This is a genomic window from Luteimonas sp. A537 (genome assembly GCF_054052065.1).
The window spans coordinates 576,118-592,182 of the sequence record NZ_JBSVRH010000002.1; the positions used below are offsets into that span (position 1 = coordinate 576,118).

Genomic DNA, 16,065 nt, shown 5'->3' on the forward strand with positions numbered 1-16,065 from the left:
ATGGCCAAAAGTGAGCGGTAGCAGCGTGCAGAAGCGCATCCTGATCGTCGACGATGAACCCGCCATCCGCGACATGGTGGCTTTCGCCGTGCGCAAGGGCGACTACGAACCGGTCCATGCGGCCGATGCCCGCCAGGCCCAGGAGGCGATCGCCGACCGCGTGCCCGACCTGATCCTGCTGGACTGGATGCTGCCAGGCACCAGCGGCATCGAGCTGGCCCGCCGCTGGCGCCGCGAATCGCTGACCCGCGAGATCCCGATCATCATGCTCACCGCCCGCGGCGAGGAAAACGACCGCGTCGGCGGCCTCGAGGCCGGCGTCGACGACTACGTGGTCAAGCCCTTCTCGTCGCGCGAGCTCCTGGCCCGCATCCGCGCGGTCATGCGCCGCTCCCGGGAGGACGACGAGGACGGCAGCGTGAACGTCGGCGGCCTGCGCATCGACGGCGCCGCGCACCGGGTGTTCGCGGGCGAGGAGCCCGTGTCGATCGGACCCACCGAGTACCGCCTGCTGCACTTCTTCATGACCCATCCCGACCGGGTGTATTCGCGCTCGCAGCTGCTGGACCACGTCTGGGGCGGCAGCGTCTACGTCGAGGAACGTACGGTCGACGTGCACATCCGCCGCCTGCGCAAGACCCTGGAGCCCTTCACGCTCGACGGCATGGTGCAGACGGTGCGGGGCGCGGGTTACCGATTCTCCGCCTCGGTCTAGACTGGCGGCATGCCGCCGACCCTCAAGACTTCGTGGCAGCGGACCCTGGCAACGCTGGCAGGGGTCCTGGTTGCCGCCCTGATCATCGGCCTGGCCGTGGGCCAGCCCTGGCCCGCCGTGGCGTTGGCCGCGCTGGCGCTGCTGGCCGCGCACCTGCTGCGCCTGCACCGGATCATGGGCCACCTGGACGCACGCATGCGCCTGCCGCCACCCAGCGCGCGCGGTGGCGCCTGGTCGGCCGTTGAGCGCCTGCTGCATCGCGCCCGCCAGGAGGTCCGGACCCGCGAGCGCCGGCTGGTGGAGATGATGCGCGCCTATCGCGCGGTCGCCACCGCCCTGCCCGATGCGCTCGTGGTCGTCGACCGCAACACCCAGCGGGTGATCTGGTGCAACGCCGCCTCCGGCAGGCTGCTTGGCCTCGGCTACCCGCAGGACCGCGGCGCCAGCCTCTGCGAACGGCTGCAGCCGCTGCCGATCGCGCACTGGCTGAGCGCCGGCCGCCACGCCGAGCCGATCGTCGACGCCGCGTCGCCCGCGGATCCGGCGATCCGCATCAGCCTGCGCCTGATCCCCTACTCCGACGCGCTGTGGCTGCTGGTGGCCCGCGACGTCGGCAAGCTGATGCGCTTGGAGAAGATGCGCCGCGACTTCGTGGCCAACGTCTCCCACGAGCTGCGCACGCCGCTGACGGTGATCCACGGCTACCTGGACATGCTCGACCCGGCCGAGGCCGCCGAAACCGCCGAGTGGGAGCCGATCATCAGCGAGATGCGGCGCCAGTCGCAGCGCATGACCCAGCTGGTGGAGGACCTGCTGATGCTGTCCAGGCTGGAGGCGCAGGAGGCGATCGAAGACGATGAAGTCGCGATGGCGCCGATGCTTGCCACCCTGCGCCGCGAGGCCGAAGCGATCAGCCAGGGCCGCCACCAGGTCAACGTCGACGACCTGGCCGGGGTCGACCTCCTCGGCTCCACGCGCGAACTGCACAGCGCGTTCTCCAACCTCGTCGCCAACGCGGTGCGCTACACGCCCAGCGGCGGCACGGTATCCGTGCGCCTGCAGCCGGCCGCGCACGGTGGCGTCTCGCTGGTGGTGGAGGACAGCGGCTACGGCATCCCCGAAGCGCACCTGTCTCGCCTGACCGAGCGCTTCTACCGGGTTTCCAGCAGCCGCACCCGCGAAACCGGCGGCACCGGCCTGGGCCTGGCGATCGTCAAGCACGTACTGCAGCTCCACCAGGCGCGGCTGGACATCAGCAGCGAAGTCGGGCGCGGCAGCACGTTCTCCTGCCATTTCGGCGCCGAGCGCATCCTGGCGCGAACGCAGGACCATGATGAAGAGCCACATGACCAGACCCACACCAGCCAACCCGCCTGACGCCGGCGCAGCCCGCACCCTCGCCGCGCGCGCGCAGGCCGCCACGGCGAAGGCGAGAGCCGCGACCGACCCGGCCGCGGACTCGCTCCGCGACCCCGCGCTGTACCTCAACCGCGAGCTGTCCCAGCTCGACTTCAACTTCCGCGTACTCGCACAGGCGCAGGACGCGACCATGCCGCTGCTCGAGCGGCTGCGCTTCCTTTGCATCTCCTGCACCAACCTCGACGAGTTCTTCGAGATCCGCGCGGCCACCGTGCGCCACGCGCAGGATTTCGACGTGCCGCTGCCGGCTGACGGGCTGTCGCCCGGCACCGTGCTGCGCAGGATCCACGAGCGCACCGCTGAACTGGTGGCCGCGCAGTACGCCTGCTGGAACGACGTGCTGCGCCCCGCGCTCGCCGATGCCGGGGTGCGAGTGCTCGCTCGCGAAACCTGGAACACGCGCCAGCGCCGCTGGCTGCGCGCGTATTTCCGCGAAGAGATCCTGCCCATCCTGTCGCCGCTGGGCCTGGACCCGTCGCACCCGTTCCCGAAGATCCTCAACAAATCGCTCAACCTGGTGGTGGTGCTCAAGGGCAAGGACGCGTTCGGCCGCAGCGGGCACTTGGCCATCGTCCGCGCCCCACGTTCGCTGGCGCGGATCATCCGCCTGCCGCCGCGCGTGTCCGGCGGTGACCATGACTTCGTGTTCCTCTCGGCGATGCTGTCGGAATTCGTCGAAGACCTGTTCCCGGGCATGAAGGTCCAGGGCGCGTACCAGTTCCGGGTCACCCGCAACTCCGAACTGATCCTCGACGAGGACGAGGTCGAGAACCTGGCGCTGGCGCTGCGCGACGAACTGCTCGGCCGCGGCTACCTGCGCGCGATGCGGCTGGAGATCGCCGCCGATTGCCCGGCACCGATCGTGCAGGACCTGCTGCGGAACTTCGACCTGCCCGACAACGCCGTCTATCGCATCAACGGGCCGGTCAACCTCAACCGGGTGATCCACGTCTACAACGACGTCGACCGCCCCGAGCTCAAGTTCCCGCCCTTCCAGGCACGCCACCTGCCCGGCGGCGACGCGATGTTCGAACGCATCGCCGAAGGCGACATCCTGCTCCACCATCCCTTCGACGCCTTCAGCCCGGTGCTCGAGCTGCTCAAGCAGGCGGCAGCCGATCCGGGTGTGCTGGCGATCAAGCAGACGCTGTACCGCACCGGGCGCGACTCGCCGATCGTCGAGCACCTGGTGCAGGCCGCGCGCAACGGCAAGGACGTGACCGTGGTGGTCGAGCTGCGTGCGCGCTTCGACGAAGAAGCCAACCTCGGCCTTGCCGACCGCCTGCAGGATGCCGGCGTGCAGGTGGTCTACGGCGTGGTCGGCTACAAGACCCATGCCAAGATGCTGCTGGTGGTGCGGCGCGAGGGCCGCCGCCTGCGCCGCTATGTGCACATGGGCACCGGCAACTACCACAGCGGAACCGCGCGGGCGTACACCGACATCGGCCTGATGACCGCCGATGCCGACATCGGCAGCGACGTGCATCAGATCTTCCAGCAGATCTCCGGGCTGGCGCCGGCGATCCACCTCAAGCGTCTGCTGCAATCGCCGTTCACCCTGCACGCAGCGGTGCTGGCATCGATCAGGCGCGAGGCCCGGTTCGCCGCCGCCGGCCGCCCGGCGCGGATCGTCGCCAAGATGAACGCGCTCAACGAGCCGCAGGTGGTGCGTGCCCTGTACGCCGCCTCGCAGGCGGGGGTGCAGATCGACCTGATCGTGCGCGGCGCCTGCACCCTTCGCCCCGGCGTGCCCGGCGTCTCCGACAACATCCGCGTGCGCTCCATCGTCGGCCGCTTCCTTGAACACAGCCGGGTGTACTGGTTCGGCAACGATGGCGCGCCGGAAACCTGGTGCGCCAGCGCCGACTGGCTGGAGCGCAACCTGCTGCGCAGGGTCGAGACCTGCTTCCCGATCCTGGACCCGGCGGTCGCCGCGCGCGTTCGCCACGAGACGCTCGAAACCTATCTTGCCGACAACACCAACGCCTGGGAGCTGCAGCCGGACGGCAGCTATCGCGAACTCGCGCCGGCCGAGGGCGAAGCCGCGCATTCCGCGCAGGCGGCGCTGCTTGCGGACATCTGCGGATGAGCCCGTTGGCGGCGCCTCCGGCTTCGCAGAGCCAGCCGCTGGTCGACGGCGACATGCTCGCCGCGATCGACCTCGGCTCCAACAGCTACCACATGGTCGTGGCCCGCTACACGCTGGGCCAGCTGCGCATCGTCGACCGCCTGCGCGAGACCGTGCGCATGGCCGAGGGCCTGGACGCCCGCGGCGGCCTGGTCACGGAGGTGCGCCAGCGCGCACTGCAGTGCCTGGCGCGCTTCGGCCAGCGCATCCGCCACATCCCGCCGCATCGCGTGCGCGCGGTCGCCACCAACAGCGTGCGCAAGCTGGCCGCGCCGCAGGCCTTCCTGATGCCTGCGGAGACCGCGCTCGGCCATGCCATCGAGATCGTGGCGGGACGCGAGGAAGCGCGCCTGGTCTACCTGGGGGTCGCGCACGCGCAGCCGCCGAAGGCCGGACACCGCCGGCTGGTGATCGACATCGGCGGCGGCTCGACCGAATGCATCATCGGCCGCGGCTTCGAGACCCTGGAGCGCGAGAGCATGCAGCTGGGCGCGGTGGCCAGCACGATGCGCTATTTCAGCAGCGGCCGGCTGTCACAGAAGAAGTGGCGCGACGCGCTGATCGAAGCCTCCGTGGAATTCCAGCAGTTCGCGGCGACCTATCGCAGCCTTGGCTGGCAGGAGGCCATCGGCGCCTCGGGCACCAACAAGGCCATCGGTGAGATCTGCGCTGCGATGAAGCTCACCAAGGGCGCGGTCACCGCCGCGGCGCTGCCCGTGGTCCGGGACGAACTGCTGCGCGCGGGCCATATCGACGACATCAAGCTGCCGGGCCTGTCCGCCGAACGCCGGCCGATCATCGCCGGCGGGCTGCTGGTGCTCGAAGCGGCCTTCGGCAGCCTGGACCTGGAGCGGATGGCGGTAAGCAAGGCCGCACTGCGCGAAGGCGTGCTGTACGACATGCTCGGCCGTGCCGGCGACCAGGACCCGCGCGATGCTTCGGTCGATGCGCTGGTCCAGCGCTATGGCATGGACCGCGCGCAGGCGCTCCGGGTCGAGGCCACCGCGGGCATGCTGTTCGACCAGGTCGCGGCCGCGTGGGCACTCACGCCCGACGACCGGGTCATGCTGTCCTGGGCGGCCCAGCTGCACGAACTGGGACTGACGATCGCGCACAGCCATTACCAGGTGCACGGCGCCTACATCCTGGCGCAGTCCGACATCGCCGGCTTCTCGCGCCAGGAGCAGCAGTTCCTCGCCGCCCTGGTGCGCGCGCACCGGCGCAAGGTGCCGAAGACCGTGTTCGAAGCCCTGCCCGACCGCCTGCTGCCTTCTGCGCGCAGGCTGTCGGCCCTGCTGCGGCTGGCGGTGCTGCTGCACCGCGGCCATGAGAGTCCCGACATCCCGGGGCTGGACGCCGTGGCCCGCGACGACGCGCTGCAACTTCAGCTGCCGGCGCGCTACCTCGAAGAGCGACCCTTGCTGCAGGCCGACCTTGCGGGCGAGCCTGCGGAAACCGCTGCCCTGGGCATCGCGCTGCGCTTCAGCCAGCGCGCACCCGCCGGGCGATAACGACCTGTCCGCTCAGCCCTTCGCGCGCTCCGAATAGATGCGCACTTCGGTCTTGCCGTCGGGCTTGGGCACGAACACCATCCGCGTCTGCGACAGTACGTTGCCGCCTGCGGCCGTGATGTAGAACAGGCCCCAGTCCTGGGCGTCGCCCATCTTGTCGAAGCTGCCGACGATGCGGCAGCTCGACTGCTTGCAGGCGATGTCGACGTTGCCGGGGCGCAGGCCGGTGCCGGCCATGGTTTCACCGGAGATGGTCTCGACCAGGAGGTTCTCGGTGCTCGGGCCGCTGACCGGATCGGGCACGTCGCGGGCGAAGCTGGCCTCGAGCTCCTTGAGCTGCTGGTCGCGCGCCGCGGCGATCTCTTCGGGCGTCTGCGGCTCCCCGGTGCCAATCCTGGCATCAAGGTCGCCACCGATGCCGCCGGCCGGCCCGGGCCGGATGCCCGCCGGTGCGCGTCGCGCAGGGGTTGGCGGCGTGTTTTCCAAGGCGTCCAGGCGTTCGGTCAGCTGGGCCAGCGTCGCGTCCGCGTCCGCCTTGTCCGGGCGGTCCCAGACCAGGCTCGCCACCAGCGCGACCACCGCGATGGCGGCGATGGTCCATGGCAGGCGCTCTTTGAAACCGTTCCGGGTGTGATCGGCACTCATCTCTGTTGCAGCTCCGTGATGTCTTCGACTCACTGTAAACGCTAAACAGCGGCAGTTCCCGACAGGCAGCAGGACCATCCGCCACCGTATCGAGCGATGCTATGCTCCGGACAATCGTTCAGGAGGCAGCAATGGGCCGTCGAATCCTCGCGTTCACGTCGCTGGTTGTGCTGCTTGCGACCGCCTGTTCCAGCGGTCCGGTGCGCCGCATTTCAGAGCCTGCGGCAAGCATCCAGCAGCTGACCGTGCAGGCCGACGGCAGCTGGTCGATCAACCTGCGCCTGCAGAACTACAGCAGCATCCCGATGCGCTTCGACTCGGTGGACCTGGAGGTCACCGTCGGCGGCCAGGACGCCGGCGCGCTGCAGCACGCACCGGCGCTCGAGATCGGCCCCGAGTCGGCGGACGTGGTCGCGGTCGCGATGGTGCCGGCCTCCAGCGCGCGCATGGTGCTGGCCGACGCGCTCGCCGCGGGCCGCGGCGTCGACTACGGGCTCGAAGGCAGCATCCAGGCCGCACCGGCGGACAAGGGGTCCGCCCGCGACTACAAGGTGACGCGCAAGAGCGCGCTCAGCCCCGCACCGGGGCTGCCGGGCGTATTGCGCTGAATCCCGCCACCCCATTCCAACCAATCGCAAGGACACGTCCCCGGACATGAGCCAGTACACCGCCCCGCTCGACGACATCCGCTTCGTCCTCAACGAGGTGCTCGACGCACCGACGCAGTTCGCCCGCCTCGGCCACGCCGATGCCACGCCCGACGTCATCGATGCGGTCCTCGAGGAAGCCGCGCGCTTCAGCGGCAGCGTGCTCGCGCCGCTCAACGCGATCGGCGACCAGCAAGGCTGCCACCATGACCCGGCCACCGGCGACGTCACCACGCCGGACGGCTTCAAGGCCGCCTATGCGCAGTACGTCGAAGGCGGTTGGCCGGGGCTGACCGCGACGCCGGAATACGGCGGCCAGGGCCTGCCGCACCTGGTGGGCACGCTGGTGAGCGAGATGATCAACTCCGCCAACCTTGCCTGGGGCAACTTCCCCCTGCTTTCGCACGGCGCGGTCGAAGCGCTGCGCCAGCACGGCGAGGACTGGCAGCGCGAGGTCTTCCTGAAGCCGCTGCTCGAAGGCAGCTGGACCGGCACCATGTGCCTGACCGAGCCGCACTGCGGCACCGACCTGGGCCTGCTGCGCACCCGTGCCGAGCCCGTCGACGACGGTGCGTATTCCATCACCGGCACCAAGATCTTCATCACCGCCGGCGAGCACGACTTCACCGACAACATCATCCACCTGGTGCTGGCCAAGCTGCCGGATGCGCCGCCGGGGGCGAAGGGCATCTCGCTGTTCGTCGCGCCCAAGTTCAAGGTCGCCCGCGACGGCACCATCGGCGAGCGCAACGCGGTGCGCTGCGGTTCGATCGAACACAAGATGGGCATCAAGGGCTCGGCCACCTGCGTGATGAACTTCGACGGCGCCCAGGCCTACCTCGTCGGCGAGAAGCACGGCGGGCTCAAGGCGATGTTCACGATGATGAACTCCGCGCGCCTGGGCGTCGGCCTGCAGGGGCTCGGGCTGTCGGAGCGCGCCTACCAGAACGCACTGCGCTACTCGCGCGAGCGCCTGCAGTCGCGCGCGCTGACCGGCCCCAAGTTCCCCGACAAGCCGGCCGATCCCATCATCGTGCACCCGGACGTGCGGCGCATGCTGCTGTCGGTCAAGGCGCTGACCGAAGGCAGCCGCATGCTGGCGATGCACGCCGGCAGCCTGCTGGACGAAGCCGCGCACGCCAGCGACCCGGCCGCGCGCGAACGCGCCGAGACCCTGGTCGGCTTCCTGACCCCGATCTCCAAGGCCTGCCAGACCGAATGGGGCATCGAGAACACCTACAACGCGCTGCAGTGCTTCGGCGGCCACGGCTACATCGCCGAGCACGGCATGGAGCAGCTGGCGCGCGACGCCCGCATCACCACGCTTTACGAGGGCACGACCGGCATCCAGGCGATGGACCTGATCGGGCGCAAGACGGCCTCCTCCGGGGGCGCGGGCCTGAAGCTGTTCCTGGCCGAGGTGGAGGCGTTCTGCGCGGCCAACGCCGGCGACGGCGAACTCGCCGACGACATCGCCACCCTGCGCGCCAGGTGCGCGGAATGGGGCGAGCTGACCACCGGCGTGCTGGGCCGTGCGGCCGGCAACCCCGACGAGCTCGGGGCGGCCGCCTGGGACTACCTGTTCTATTCCGGCTACGTGGTCCTGGCGTACTGGTGGCTGCGCGCGGCCGTGGCGGCACGCGGTTCATCGCGGCCGGCGGCGTTCAAGGAGGCGAAGCGCGAGACGGCCCGCTTCTACTTCGCCAGGATCCTGCCGCGCACGCTGGCCCACGCCGCCGCGATCCGGGCCGGCGCCGGGTCGCTGATGGCGCTGGAGGCCGATCACTTCGGCGCCTGAGCCCGCCCCTACACAAGCCGCCGTGGGGAGCGTATAAACTGCTGTTCCCATGGAACCCGGCAGAGCGCGACTTCGCCTTGTCAGCGGCATGGAACCCCCGGCACCACCGGCGATCCCGCAGTCCGTGGGCATGGGGGTCCCGGCCCTGGGTCGCGTGCGCCTGCTGGCCCTGGATGCCCACGGCCGCGCGCTTGACTGGATGAGCTGGCAGGAAGCCACCTGCCTGTACGTGCGCGGGGCAGTTGCCTGGACCCTTGGCGAACCCTGCCTTGCGGTCCGCGGCGGCATCAGCCGCGCCACCGGGGCGCGCAGCCTGGTCGAACTGCATCCCATCGTGGCCGCCCGCGGCCATGCCAGCGCGCGGGCGCTGGACCCGACCCCCGCGCTCACCAACAACGCACTCTTCGCCCGCGACCAGCACCTGTGCATGTACTGCGGCCACGCGTTCCCGCGCCAGAAGCTCACCCGCGACCACGTGCAGCCGGTGTCGCGCGGCGGCGTGGACACCTGGGAAAACGTGGTCGCCGCCTGCTTCGCCTGCAATTCGCGCAAGGGCGGCCGCAATCCGGCGCAGGCGTCGATGCCGCTGCTCGCGATCCCGTACCGGCCAAGCTGGATCGAGCACCTGATCCTGTCCAACCGCAACATCCTCGCCGACCAGATGGCCTTCCTCTCCAGCCAGTTGCCGAAGCGCCGGCGCCACTGAGGATCCCGGGCCCGTCACGCGCAGCACGTCGCAGGGCGAACGCGACCGACGTCACCGAACACAGGGGAAAGTGACGCACCGCAGCCGCAAGTGCCGTCCTGTGCGCGTTGACGGCCGTGACCCGCTCCGCAACACTTCGGTCAATTCAACGTCAGGAATGCTGCGCGATGTCGCTGACCCTCGGCCTGACCGGGATGGACCCCGCCACCGAAGCCGCACTCAAGGCCGCCTTCATCGAGGCGAACACGCACCTGGGCGAGCGCTGGTCGCTGGTCCCGGACGCCGATGCCGGGCACATCGTCGTGGACATGGACAGCATGTACGGGCCGATGAGCTGGCTGCGCCTGCACGCCGCCGGCCGCAAGGTGATCGGCCTGACCTCCGCACCGCGCACCCAGACCGACTACCGGCTCGGCCGTCCCTTCGATACCGCGCAGCTGGTGGAGCTGCTGGCGGATGTCGCGCGGGGGATGGGCATCGAGCTGCAGCAGGCGGGGGACAGCGCCGCGATGACCCCGCCGGCTCCCGCCCCCGCAGTGCCGCCGGAGACTGGACCCCCGGCTGCGGCTCCGGCAGTGGCACCCGCACCCCTCGTCTCCAGCTTGCTGCGCGCAGCAGCCGAAGCCGAACCCGAGCCGGCGCCCGTGGCCGAGGCCGCCCCGGCTGCTGCAGCCGTTCCGCCGGGCGCTGCAGCCGTTCCGCCGGTTTCGGCACCCGCGAACGAACCGGCGGCCACCCCGCCTCTTTCCGTCGAAGGCTCATTGGCCACGTGGCTGCAGCCCGGCGCCCTCACGGGCAAGCTGCGCTATCGCCAGGACGGGCAACCCGGCCTGTTGATCGATGCGTCGAACGACAGCTGGTTTGGCCCGGCGCAGCTCAAGCCACTGGCTGCCTGCTTCGAGCGCGGCATCGAGGCTTCGGACTTCGAGCCCATGGGCGCGGAGGAATGGGCGCGTGAGACGGCGTCAGCCGGCGCCCCCCAGCCACTCTCGCGACTGCGCTGGTTCGACGGCCTGCTTGCCGGTGGCGGCGCGCTGCTGCCGGGCCTCGACCCGATGGGCCTGTTCCAGCTCAACAAATGGCCGCAGACCGAACGCGAATACCCGCGCCACTTCCGCATCGCCACCCAGATGATGAAGGGGCCGGCCACCGTGGCCGAGCTCGCCGCCGCCAGCGGCGTTCCGGCAGCCGATGTCGCCGACTTCGTCAACGCCAACCTGGCCACCGGCTTTGCCGAGCCGGTGCGCGACGAGCCCGTGCACGCGGAAGAGCCGGCAAAGCCGCGCGGCGGGCTGTTCGGCCGCCTCCGCAACCGCTGAACGGGGCCTGCGGGTGGACGCCGGCCCCTCAATGCGCCGCAGTACGCCACGGCGTCCTACAATGCGGGGATGATCGACTCCACTCGCCATCCGCGCCTTGCGCGCATCGACAGCCCGGCCCGCCTGCGCGAGTTCGACGAAGCGGAACTGCCCGCCATCGCCGACGAGCTGCGCGCCTACCTCATTGAATCCGTCGGCAAGAGCGGCGGCCATTTCGGCGCCGGCCTGGGCGTGGTGGAGCTGACCACCGCCCTGCACTACCTCTACGACACCCCGCGCGACCGCATCGTCTGGGACGTCGGCCACCAGGCCTATCCGCACAAGATCCTGACCGGCCGCCGCGACAGCATCCACACCGTCAAGCAGAAGGACGGCGTCGCGCCGTTCCCCAAGCGCGAGGAAAGCGAGTACGACACCTTCGGCGTCGGCCACTCCTCCACCAGCATCTCGGCCGCGCTTGGCATGGCCATCGCCGCCGCCCGCGCCGGCGACGAGCGCAAGGTGGTCGCGGTGATCGGCGACGGCGCGATGACCGCGGGCATGGCCTTCGAGGCCCTCAACCACGCCGGCGGCATGGAGCCCGAGCCCGACATCCTGGTGGTGCTCAACGACAACCGCATGTCGATCAGCGAGAACGTCGGCGGCCTGACCAAGATGCTTGGCCGCGCCACCGGCAGCCACACGCTCAACGCCCTGCGCGAGGGCGGGAAGAAGCTGCTGGGCGACAAGAACAAGTCGCCGGCGCGCTTCGTGCGCCGCTGGGAAGAACACTGGAAGGGCATGTTCGTGCCGTCCACGCTTTTCGAGGAAATGGGCTTCCACTACACCGGCCCCATCGATGGCAACGACATCAAGGCCCTGGCCTCGGCGCTGAAGCTGCTCAGGACCCTCAAGGGACCGCAACTGCTGCACGTCATCACCACCAAGGGCAAGGGCTACGAGCGCGCCGAAGGCGACCAGATCGGCTACCACGCGGTGTCGCCCTTCGATCCCGACCAGGGCCTGGTGGCCAAGCCCGGCGCGGTGAAGAAGCCGACCTACACCGACATCTTCGGCGACTGGCTTTGCGACATGGCTGCGGCGGATCCCAAGCTCATGGCCATCACCCCGGCGATGCGCGAAGGCTCCGGCCTCGTGCGCTACAGCCGGGAGTACCCCGAGCGCTACTTCGACGTCGCGATCGCCGAGCAGCACGCGGTCACGCTTGCCGCCGGCATGGCCTGCGAAGGCGCCAAGCCCGTGGTCGCGATCTACTCCACCTTCCTGCAGCGCGGCTACGACCAGCTGGTGCACGACGTGGCCCTGCAGGAGTTGGACGTGCTGTTCGCGATCGATCGCGGCGGCGTGGTCGGTCCCGACGGCGCCACCCACGCCGGCAACCTCGACCTCAGCTACCTGCGCTGCGTGCCCAACATGGTGGTCATGGCGCCCGCAGACGAAGACGAGTGCCGGAAGATGCTGTCCACCGGCTTCCGCTTCGACGGTCCGGCCGCGGTGCGCTACCCGCGCGGCAGCGGCCCCGGCATCGCGATCGATCCGGGGCTCGAGACGCTGCCCATCGGCAAGGCGCAGCTGCGCCGCGAGGGTGCGCGCATCGCGCTGCTCGCCTTCGGCGCCACGGTACCCGCGGCCGAGGCCGTGGGCGCCGAGCTCGGCCTCACGGTGGTCAACATGCGCTTCGTGAAGCCGCTGGACCGCGAGCTGCTGCTGGAGCTGGCGCGCACGCACGAAGGCTTCGTGACCATCGAGGACAACGTGGTGATGGGCGGCGCCGGCTCGGGCGTGTCCGAACTCCTCGCCGCGGAGGCCGTGCTCCTGCCCGTGCTGCACCTTGGACTGCCGGATGCGTTCCAGCACCACGCCAGCCGCGAGGACCTGCTGGCCGAGGCCGGCATCGACGCCGCGGGGATCCGCGCATCGGTGCTGGCTCGCTGGCCGCAGGCAGGCCGGACCGAGGCGCCGGGACCGCGCAGCGCGGCCGGCTGAAGGCCGGCCGCAAGGCCTATACTCCGGGCATCCGGCGCGTCTGCGCGGGGCGGCCGACCGGTGGGGAGGGCCAGTGAAGACAGGACCACTGAACGGAGAGGCCGCCCACGCGAGCGTGTTCAGTTCGCCGCGCGCGCGCGCGGCGCTGCCCCGGCGCGTCTACCGCTATCGCATACTCGGCATGGGGTTCGGCGCCCTGGCGATGGCGATGGTGCTGTGGGAGCTCCAGGCCGGACCGCTGCGCTGGACCCTGTGCGCGCTCACCGGCTTGGCCTGGCCGCACATCGCCTACCTGCTGGCCAGGCGCAGTGCCGACCCCTTCGCGGCCGAGCAGCGCAACCTGCTGGTCGACTCCGCGATCGCCGCGTTCTGGGTGCCGCTGATGCACTTCAACCTGCTGCCCAGCGTGCTGCTGGTCGCGCTGTCCGCGGCGGACAAGGTCAACTCCGACGTGCCGGGCATCTTCCGGCGCACGCTTCCCGTGTCCTTGGCCGCGCTGCTGCTTGGTGGCCTGGCGACCAGCTTCGCCTTCCAGCCCGCCTCCAGCACCGCCGTGATCCTGGCCTGCCTGCCGATGCTGCTGATCCACACCGGCATGGTGAGCCTCGGCCGCCAGCAACTGGTGCGCAAGGTGCTGCAGAAGAACCGGGAGCTCGACCTGCTCGGCCGCGTCGACCGGGTCACCGGGCTGGCGCTGCGCGGGCATTGGGAGCGCGACGCCGCGGCGGCGCTGCATGACGTCCACGCCCATGCCCGGCCCGCGGCCCTGCTGTTGATCGACGTGGACGGATTCAAGCGCGTCAATGACGACAGCGGCCACGTCGCGGGCGATGCCCTGCTGCGCGCGGCCGGCGCCGCGCTGCGCACGCTGCTGCGCCCGGGGGATATCGCCGGCCGCTATGGCGGCGACGAGTTCGCGGTGGTCTGCCCCGCCACCGGACTGGACGAGGCCGCCCGGCTGGCCGAAGCCTACCGGGCCGCGGTCGAACGCATCGCACTGGCCGAAGCGCCGGGCGATGTGTACTCGGTGAGCATCGGCATCGCGCAGGCGCGCGCCAACCATGCGCGCATCGAGCACTGGATCGGCGCCGCCGATGCGGCGCTGTACGCGGCCAAGCGCGGCGGCCGCAACCGCCTGGTGCTGGCCCCCGGCGAGGCCGAGGGCGCGAACGGCTGAAGCTCGCCCGGGGCGCTACGGTGCTTCGATGGCGTAGCCGCGCGCCGCGAGCTTCTCCAGCATGCCGTCGGCCCCCAGCAGATGGTGCATCGGCAGCATGGCGAAGCTCGAGCCGTGCTCGGCCAGCGCCCGGTCCACGTTCTCCAGCCAGGCCTCGCCGGCGCGGCGCGGCATGTCGTCGATGCCCAGCCTCCGAGCCAGTGCGCTGCCGGTCAGTGCGTCCTGGCAGCTTGTGTAGTGGTTCTCGTAGGGCAGCGCACGCAGCCCTTCGATGTCGCCCAGCGCCCAGGCATTGGCACGCGCGCGCATGTTGTCGAGGTCGGTCTCGATCCGGTCCATGGTGCCGGCGAAGCACTCGCGGTCGGCCAGGTCGCTCTCGCCGAGCTCCTTGAGCACGGCCTTCGGATCCTCCACCGTCAGCCGCACCGTGGTCGCGACCAGCGGGACATCGCCGGCCTTGCGCGCCTTGCGCACCACCGGACCGACCACGCCGCTCATCCGCAGTCCGGACTTGTCCAGCGCCGCCTCGTACAGCGCTTGCGCCGCCAGCAGCGGGCGTCGCTTCTCCACGCCACGGTCGCGGCCCATGTAGCGCGCCTTCAACACCTGCCAGCGCGCGTACAGCTGCGGCGACACGACCTCGCTCAGCGGCCGCTTGCCCGGGTTGTTGCGGGCGCGCAGCATCGCCGGCACCAGAGCCATGCCGCGGAAAAAGCCGAGGTCGGCGCCGACCGCGATCGACGGCGCGCCGATCACCACCTGCGACCCGGCGATGACGGCTTCGACACCGGCCGAGCTCCACTCCATGCGCCGCGGCAGCGGCGACACCGTGCCGAGGATATGCAGCACGTGGTCGCCGCTCCGGACCGTCCACATGCCCGGACCCGGCTGCGCGCCGGAGACGACCATGGTGTCGAGGTCGACGATGGCCCGCTCCGGGCCATCCACGGATTCCGGTGCGCCGGCCAGCGTGGCCGCGGACTCCGTTGCGACCGGAGTATCCATCAGCTCCGCGCGCTGCGGCTGCGCCTGTGCACCCGCCGCAGCCATCGCGAGGAGCACCGCCAAGACGACCGGGATCCCTGTCTCTTTCGCGCGCATTCCACACCCTCCATGTTGGCGATGAAGCGATTGGAACATGGCGCGACCGGAAGGTTCCCGCGCCCGGAAAAGCACGAAGCCCGCACAAGGCGGGCTTCGTGTTGGAAATGGTCGGGGTAGCCGGATTCGAACCGACGACCACTTGTCCCCCAGACAAGTGCGCTACCAGGCTGCGCTATACCCCGGTCGGAGAATTATAGCCGCCGCGGCGCCACGATGGGAGCCGTCCGGCGTCGAAACTTCGGATGTGCTCAGCGCCGCAACAGAAGCAGCACGTCCTCCAGCTCCATCCGCACCTGGCGGATGATCTGGCTGCTGAGTGCGGACTCCTGCTTCGCATCGTCGCCCTCCAGCCGCAGGCGGGCGCCACCGATGGTGTAGCCCTGCTCGTACAGCAGGCCGCGGATCTGGCGCACCATCAGCACGTCGTGGCGCTGGTAGTAGCGGCGGTTGCCGCGGCGCTTGACCGGGCTGAGGCTGGGGAATTCGGTTTCCCAGTAGCGCAGCACGTGCGGCTTGACGTCGCAGAGCTCGCTGACTTCGCCGATGGTGAAGTAGCGCTTGGCCGGGATCGGCGGGAGTTCGCGGTTGCTGCCGGGATCAAGCATGGGTGCCTCCGGCGTAGGCCTCGACCCGCTCCTTGAGCTTCTGGCCGGGGCGGAAGGTGACCACGGTGCGCGCGGAGATCGGGATCTCCTCGCCGGTCTTGGGGTTGCGGCCAGGGCGCTGGTTCTTGCGGCGCAGGTCGAAGTTGCCAAAACCCGAAAGCTTGACCTGGCGGCCGCCCTGCAGGGCCTCGCGCAGCGCGGTGAAGAAGGCATCGACGAATTCCTTCGCCTCGCGCTTGTTCAAACCCACTTCTTCGTAGAGCCGCTCAGCCATTTCAGCCTTCGTCAACGCCATGCCAGCCCCC

Annotated in this window: 14 protein-coding genes and 1 tRNA gene; 10 read left to right on the plus strand and 5 right to left on the minus strand. The window is 70.3% G+C overall.

Annotation, left to right across the window (positions count from 1 at the left end; all coding sequences use genetic code 11):
- Window positions 1-25: 25 nt before the first annotated feature.
- The 4 genes from phoB to ACW7GZ_RS06650 are packed head-to-tail and all read left to right on the plus strand — an operon-like array spanning window position 26 to window position 5,773.
- Window positions 26-715 carry a phosphate regulon transcriptional regulator PhoB gene (gene phoB / locus ACW7GZ_RS06635; protein WP_457003067.1) on the plus strand — a complete coding sequence of 230 codons (690 nt, stop codon included), beginning with the start codon at window positions 26-28 and terminating at the stop codon, window positions 713-715.
- 9 nt (window positions 716-724) lie between these two features.
- Entirely contained in the window at window positions 725-2,092 is a 1,368-nt protein-coding gene (gene phoR, locus ACW7GZ_RS06640; RefSeq protein ID WP_457003065.1) for a phosphate regulon sensor histidine kinase PhoR, read from the plus strand.
- Window positions 2,061-4,223 carry a polyphosphate kinase 1 gene (gene ppk1 / locus ACW7GZ_RS06645; protein WP_457003063.1) on the plus strand — a complete coding sequence of 721 codons (2,163 nt, stop codon included), beginning with the start codon at window positions 2,061-2,063 and terminating at the stop codon, window positions 4,221-4,223. Before phoR ends, ppk1 begins: the two co-directional genes overlap by 32 nt.
- Window positions 4,220-5,773, plus strand: a complete 1,554-nt coding sequence (locus ACW7GZ_RS06650; protein ID WP_457003062.1) for a Ppx/GppA phosphatase family protein — start codon at window positions 4,220-4,222, stop codon at window positions 5,771-5,773. The genes ppk1 and ACW7GZ_RS06650 overlap by 4 nt, the downstream gene beginning before the upstream one ends.
- Before the next feature lie 12 nt (window positions 5,774-5,785).
- On the opposite strand, the gene ACW7GZ_RS06655 is transcribed toward ACW7GZ_RS06650, so the two are convergent.
- Complete coding sequence (locus ACW7GZ_RS06655; RefSeq protein WP_457003060.1) at window positions 5,786-6,418, minus strand: hypothetical protein; 633 nt, start codon at window positions 6,416-6,418, stop codon at window positions 5,786-5,788.
- A gap of 131 nt (window positions 6,419-6,549) precedes the next feature.
- On the opposite strand from ACW7GZ_RS06655, the gene ACW7GZ_RS06660 reads away from it, so the two are divergent.
- The 6 genes from ACW7GZ_RS06660 (at window position 6,550) to ACW7GZ_RS06685 (ending at window position 14,051) form a co-directional block, all read left to right on the plus strand.
- Window positions 6,550-7,026: an NDR1/HIN1-like protein gene (locus tag ACW7GZ_RS06660; RefSeq protein WP_457003059.1), complete on the plus strand. Its 477-nt coding sequence runs from the start codon at window positions 6,550-6,552 to the stop codon at window positions 7,024-7,026.
- A 46-nt stretch (window positions 7,027-7,072) separates the two neighbouring features.
- On the plus strand, window positions 7,073-8,863 hold the full coding sequence (locus ACW7GZ_RS06665) for an acyl-CoA dehydrogenase C-terminal domain-containing protein (RefSeq protein WP_457008467.1): 1,791 nt from the start codon (window positions 7,073-7,075) through the stop codon (window positions 8,861-8,863).
- A 49-nt stretch (window positions 8,864-8,912) separates the two neighbouring features.
- A complete protein-coding gene (locus ACW7GZ_RS06670) occupies window positions 8,913-9,569 on the plus strand; it encodes an HNH endonuclease (protein WP_457003055.1) in 657 nt (218 codons plus the stop codon).
- Between the two features lie 167 nt (window positions 9,570-9,736).
- Complete coding sequence (locus ACW7GZ_RS06675; protein ID WP_457008469.1) at window positions 9,737-10,888, plus strand: hypothetical protein; 1,152 nt, start codon at window positions 9,737-9,739, stop codon at window positions 10,886-10,888.
- 69 nt (window positions 10,889-10,957) lie between these two features.
- On the plus strand, window positions 10,958-12,874 hold the full coding sequence (gene dxs, locus ACW7GZ_RS06680; protein WP_457008471.1) for a 1-deoxy-D-xylulose-5-phosphate synthase: 1,917 nt from the start codon (window positions 10,958-10,960) through the stop codon (window positions 12,872-12,874).
- Between the two features lie 73 nt (window positions 12,875-12,947).
- Window positions 12,948-14,051 (plus strand): diguanylate cyclase, encoded by a 1,104-nt coding sequence (locus ACW7GZ_RS06685; RefSeq protein WP_457008473.1) that lies wholly within the window; start codon window positions 12,948-12,950, stop codon window positions 14,049-14,051.
- Between the two features lie 15 nt (window positions 14,052-14,066).
- On the opposite strand, the gene ACW7GZ_RS06690 is transcribed toward ACW7GZ_RS06685, so the two are convergent.
- The 4 genes from ACW7GZ_RS06690 to ACW7GZ_RS06705 form a co-directional block, all read right to left on the minus strand.
- Window positions 14,067-15,113, minus strand: a complete 1,047-nt coding sequence (locus tag ACW7GZ_RS06690) for a TraB/GumN family protein (RefSeq protein WP_457008627.1) — start codon at window positions 15,111-15,113, stop codon at window positions 14,067-14,069.
- A gap of 147 nt (window positions 15,114-15,260) precedes the next feature.
- Window positions 15,261-15,337 (minus strand) — tRNA-Pro (locus tag ACW7GZ_RS06695).
- Between the two features lie 66 nt (window positions 15,338-15,403).
- Window positions 15,404-15,760 (minus strand): MerR family transcriptional regulator, encoded by a 357-nt coding sequence (locus tag ACW7GZ_RS06700; protein WP_457003033.1) that lies wholly within the window; start codon window positions 15,758-15,760, stop codon window positions 15,404-15,406.
- Window positions 15,753-16,055 (minus strand): integration host factor subunit alpha, encoded by a 303-nt coding sequence (locus tag ACW7GZ_RS06705; RefSeq protein ID WP_457003031.1) that lies wholly within the window; start codon window positions 16,053-16,055, stop codon window positions 15,753-15,755. The genes ACW7GZ_RS06700 and ACW7GZ_RS06705 overlap by 8 nt, the downstream gene beginning before the upstream one ends.
- Window positions 16,056-16,065 lie beyond the last annotated feature (10 nt).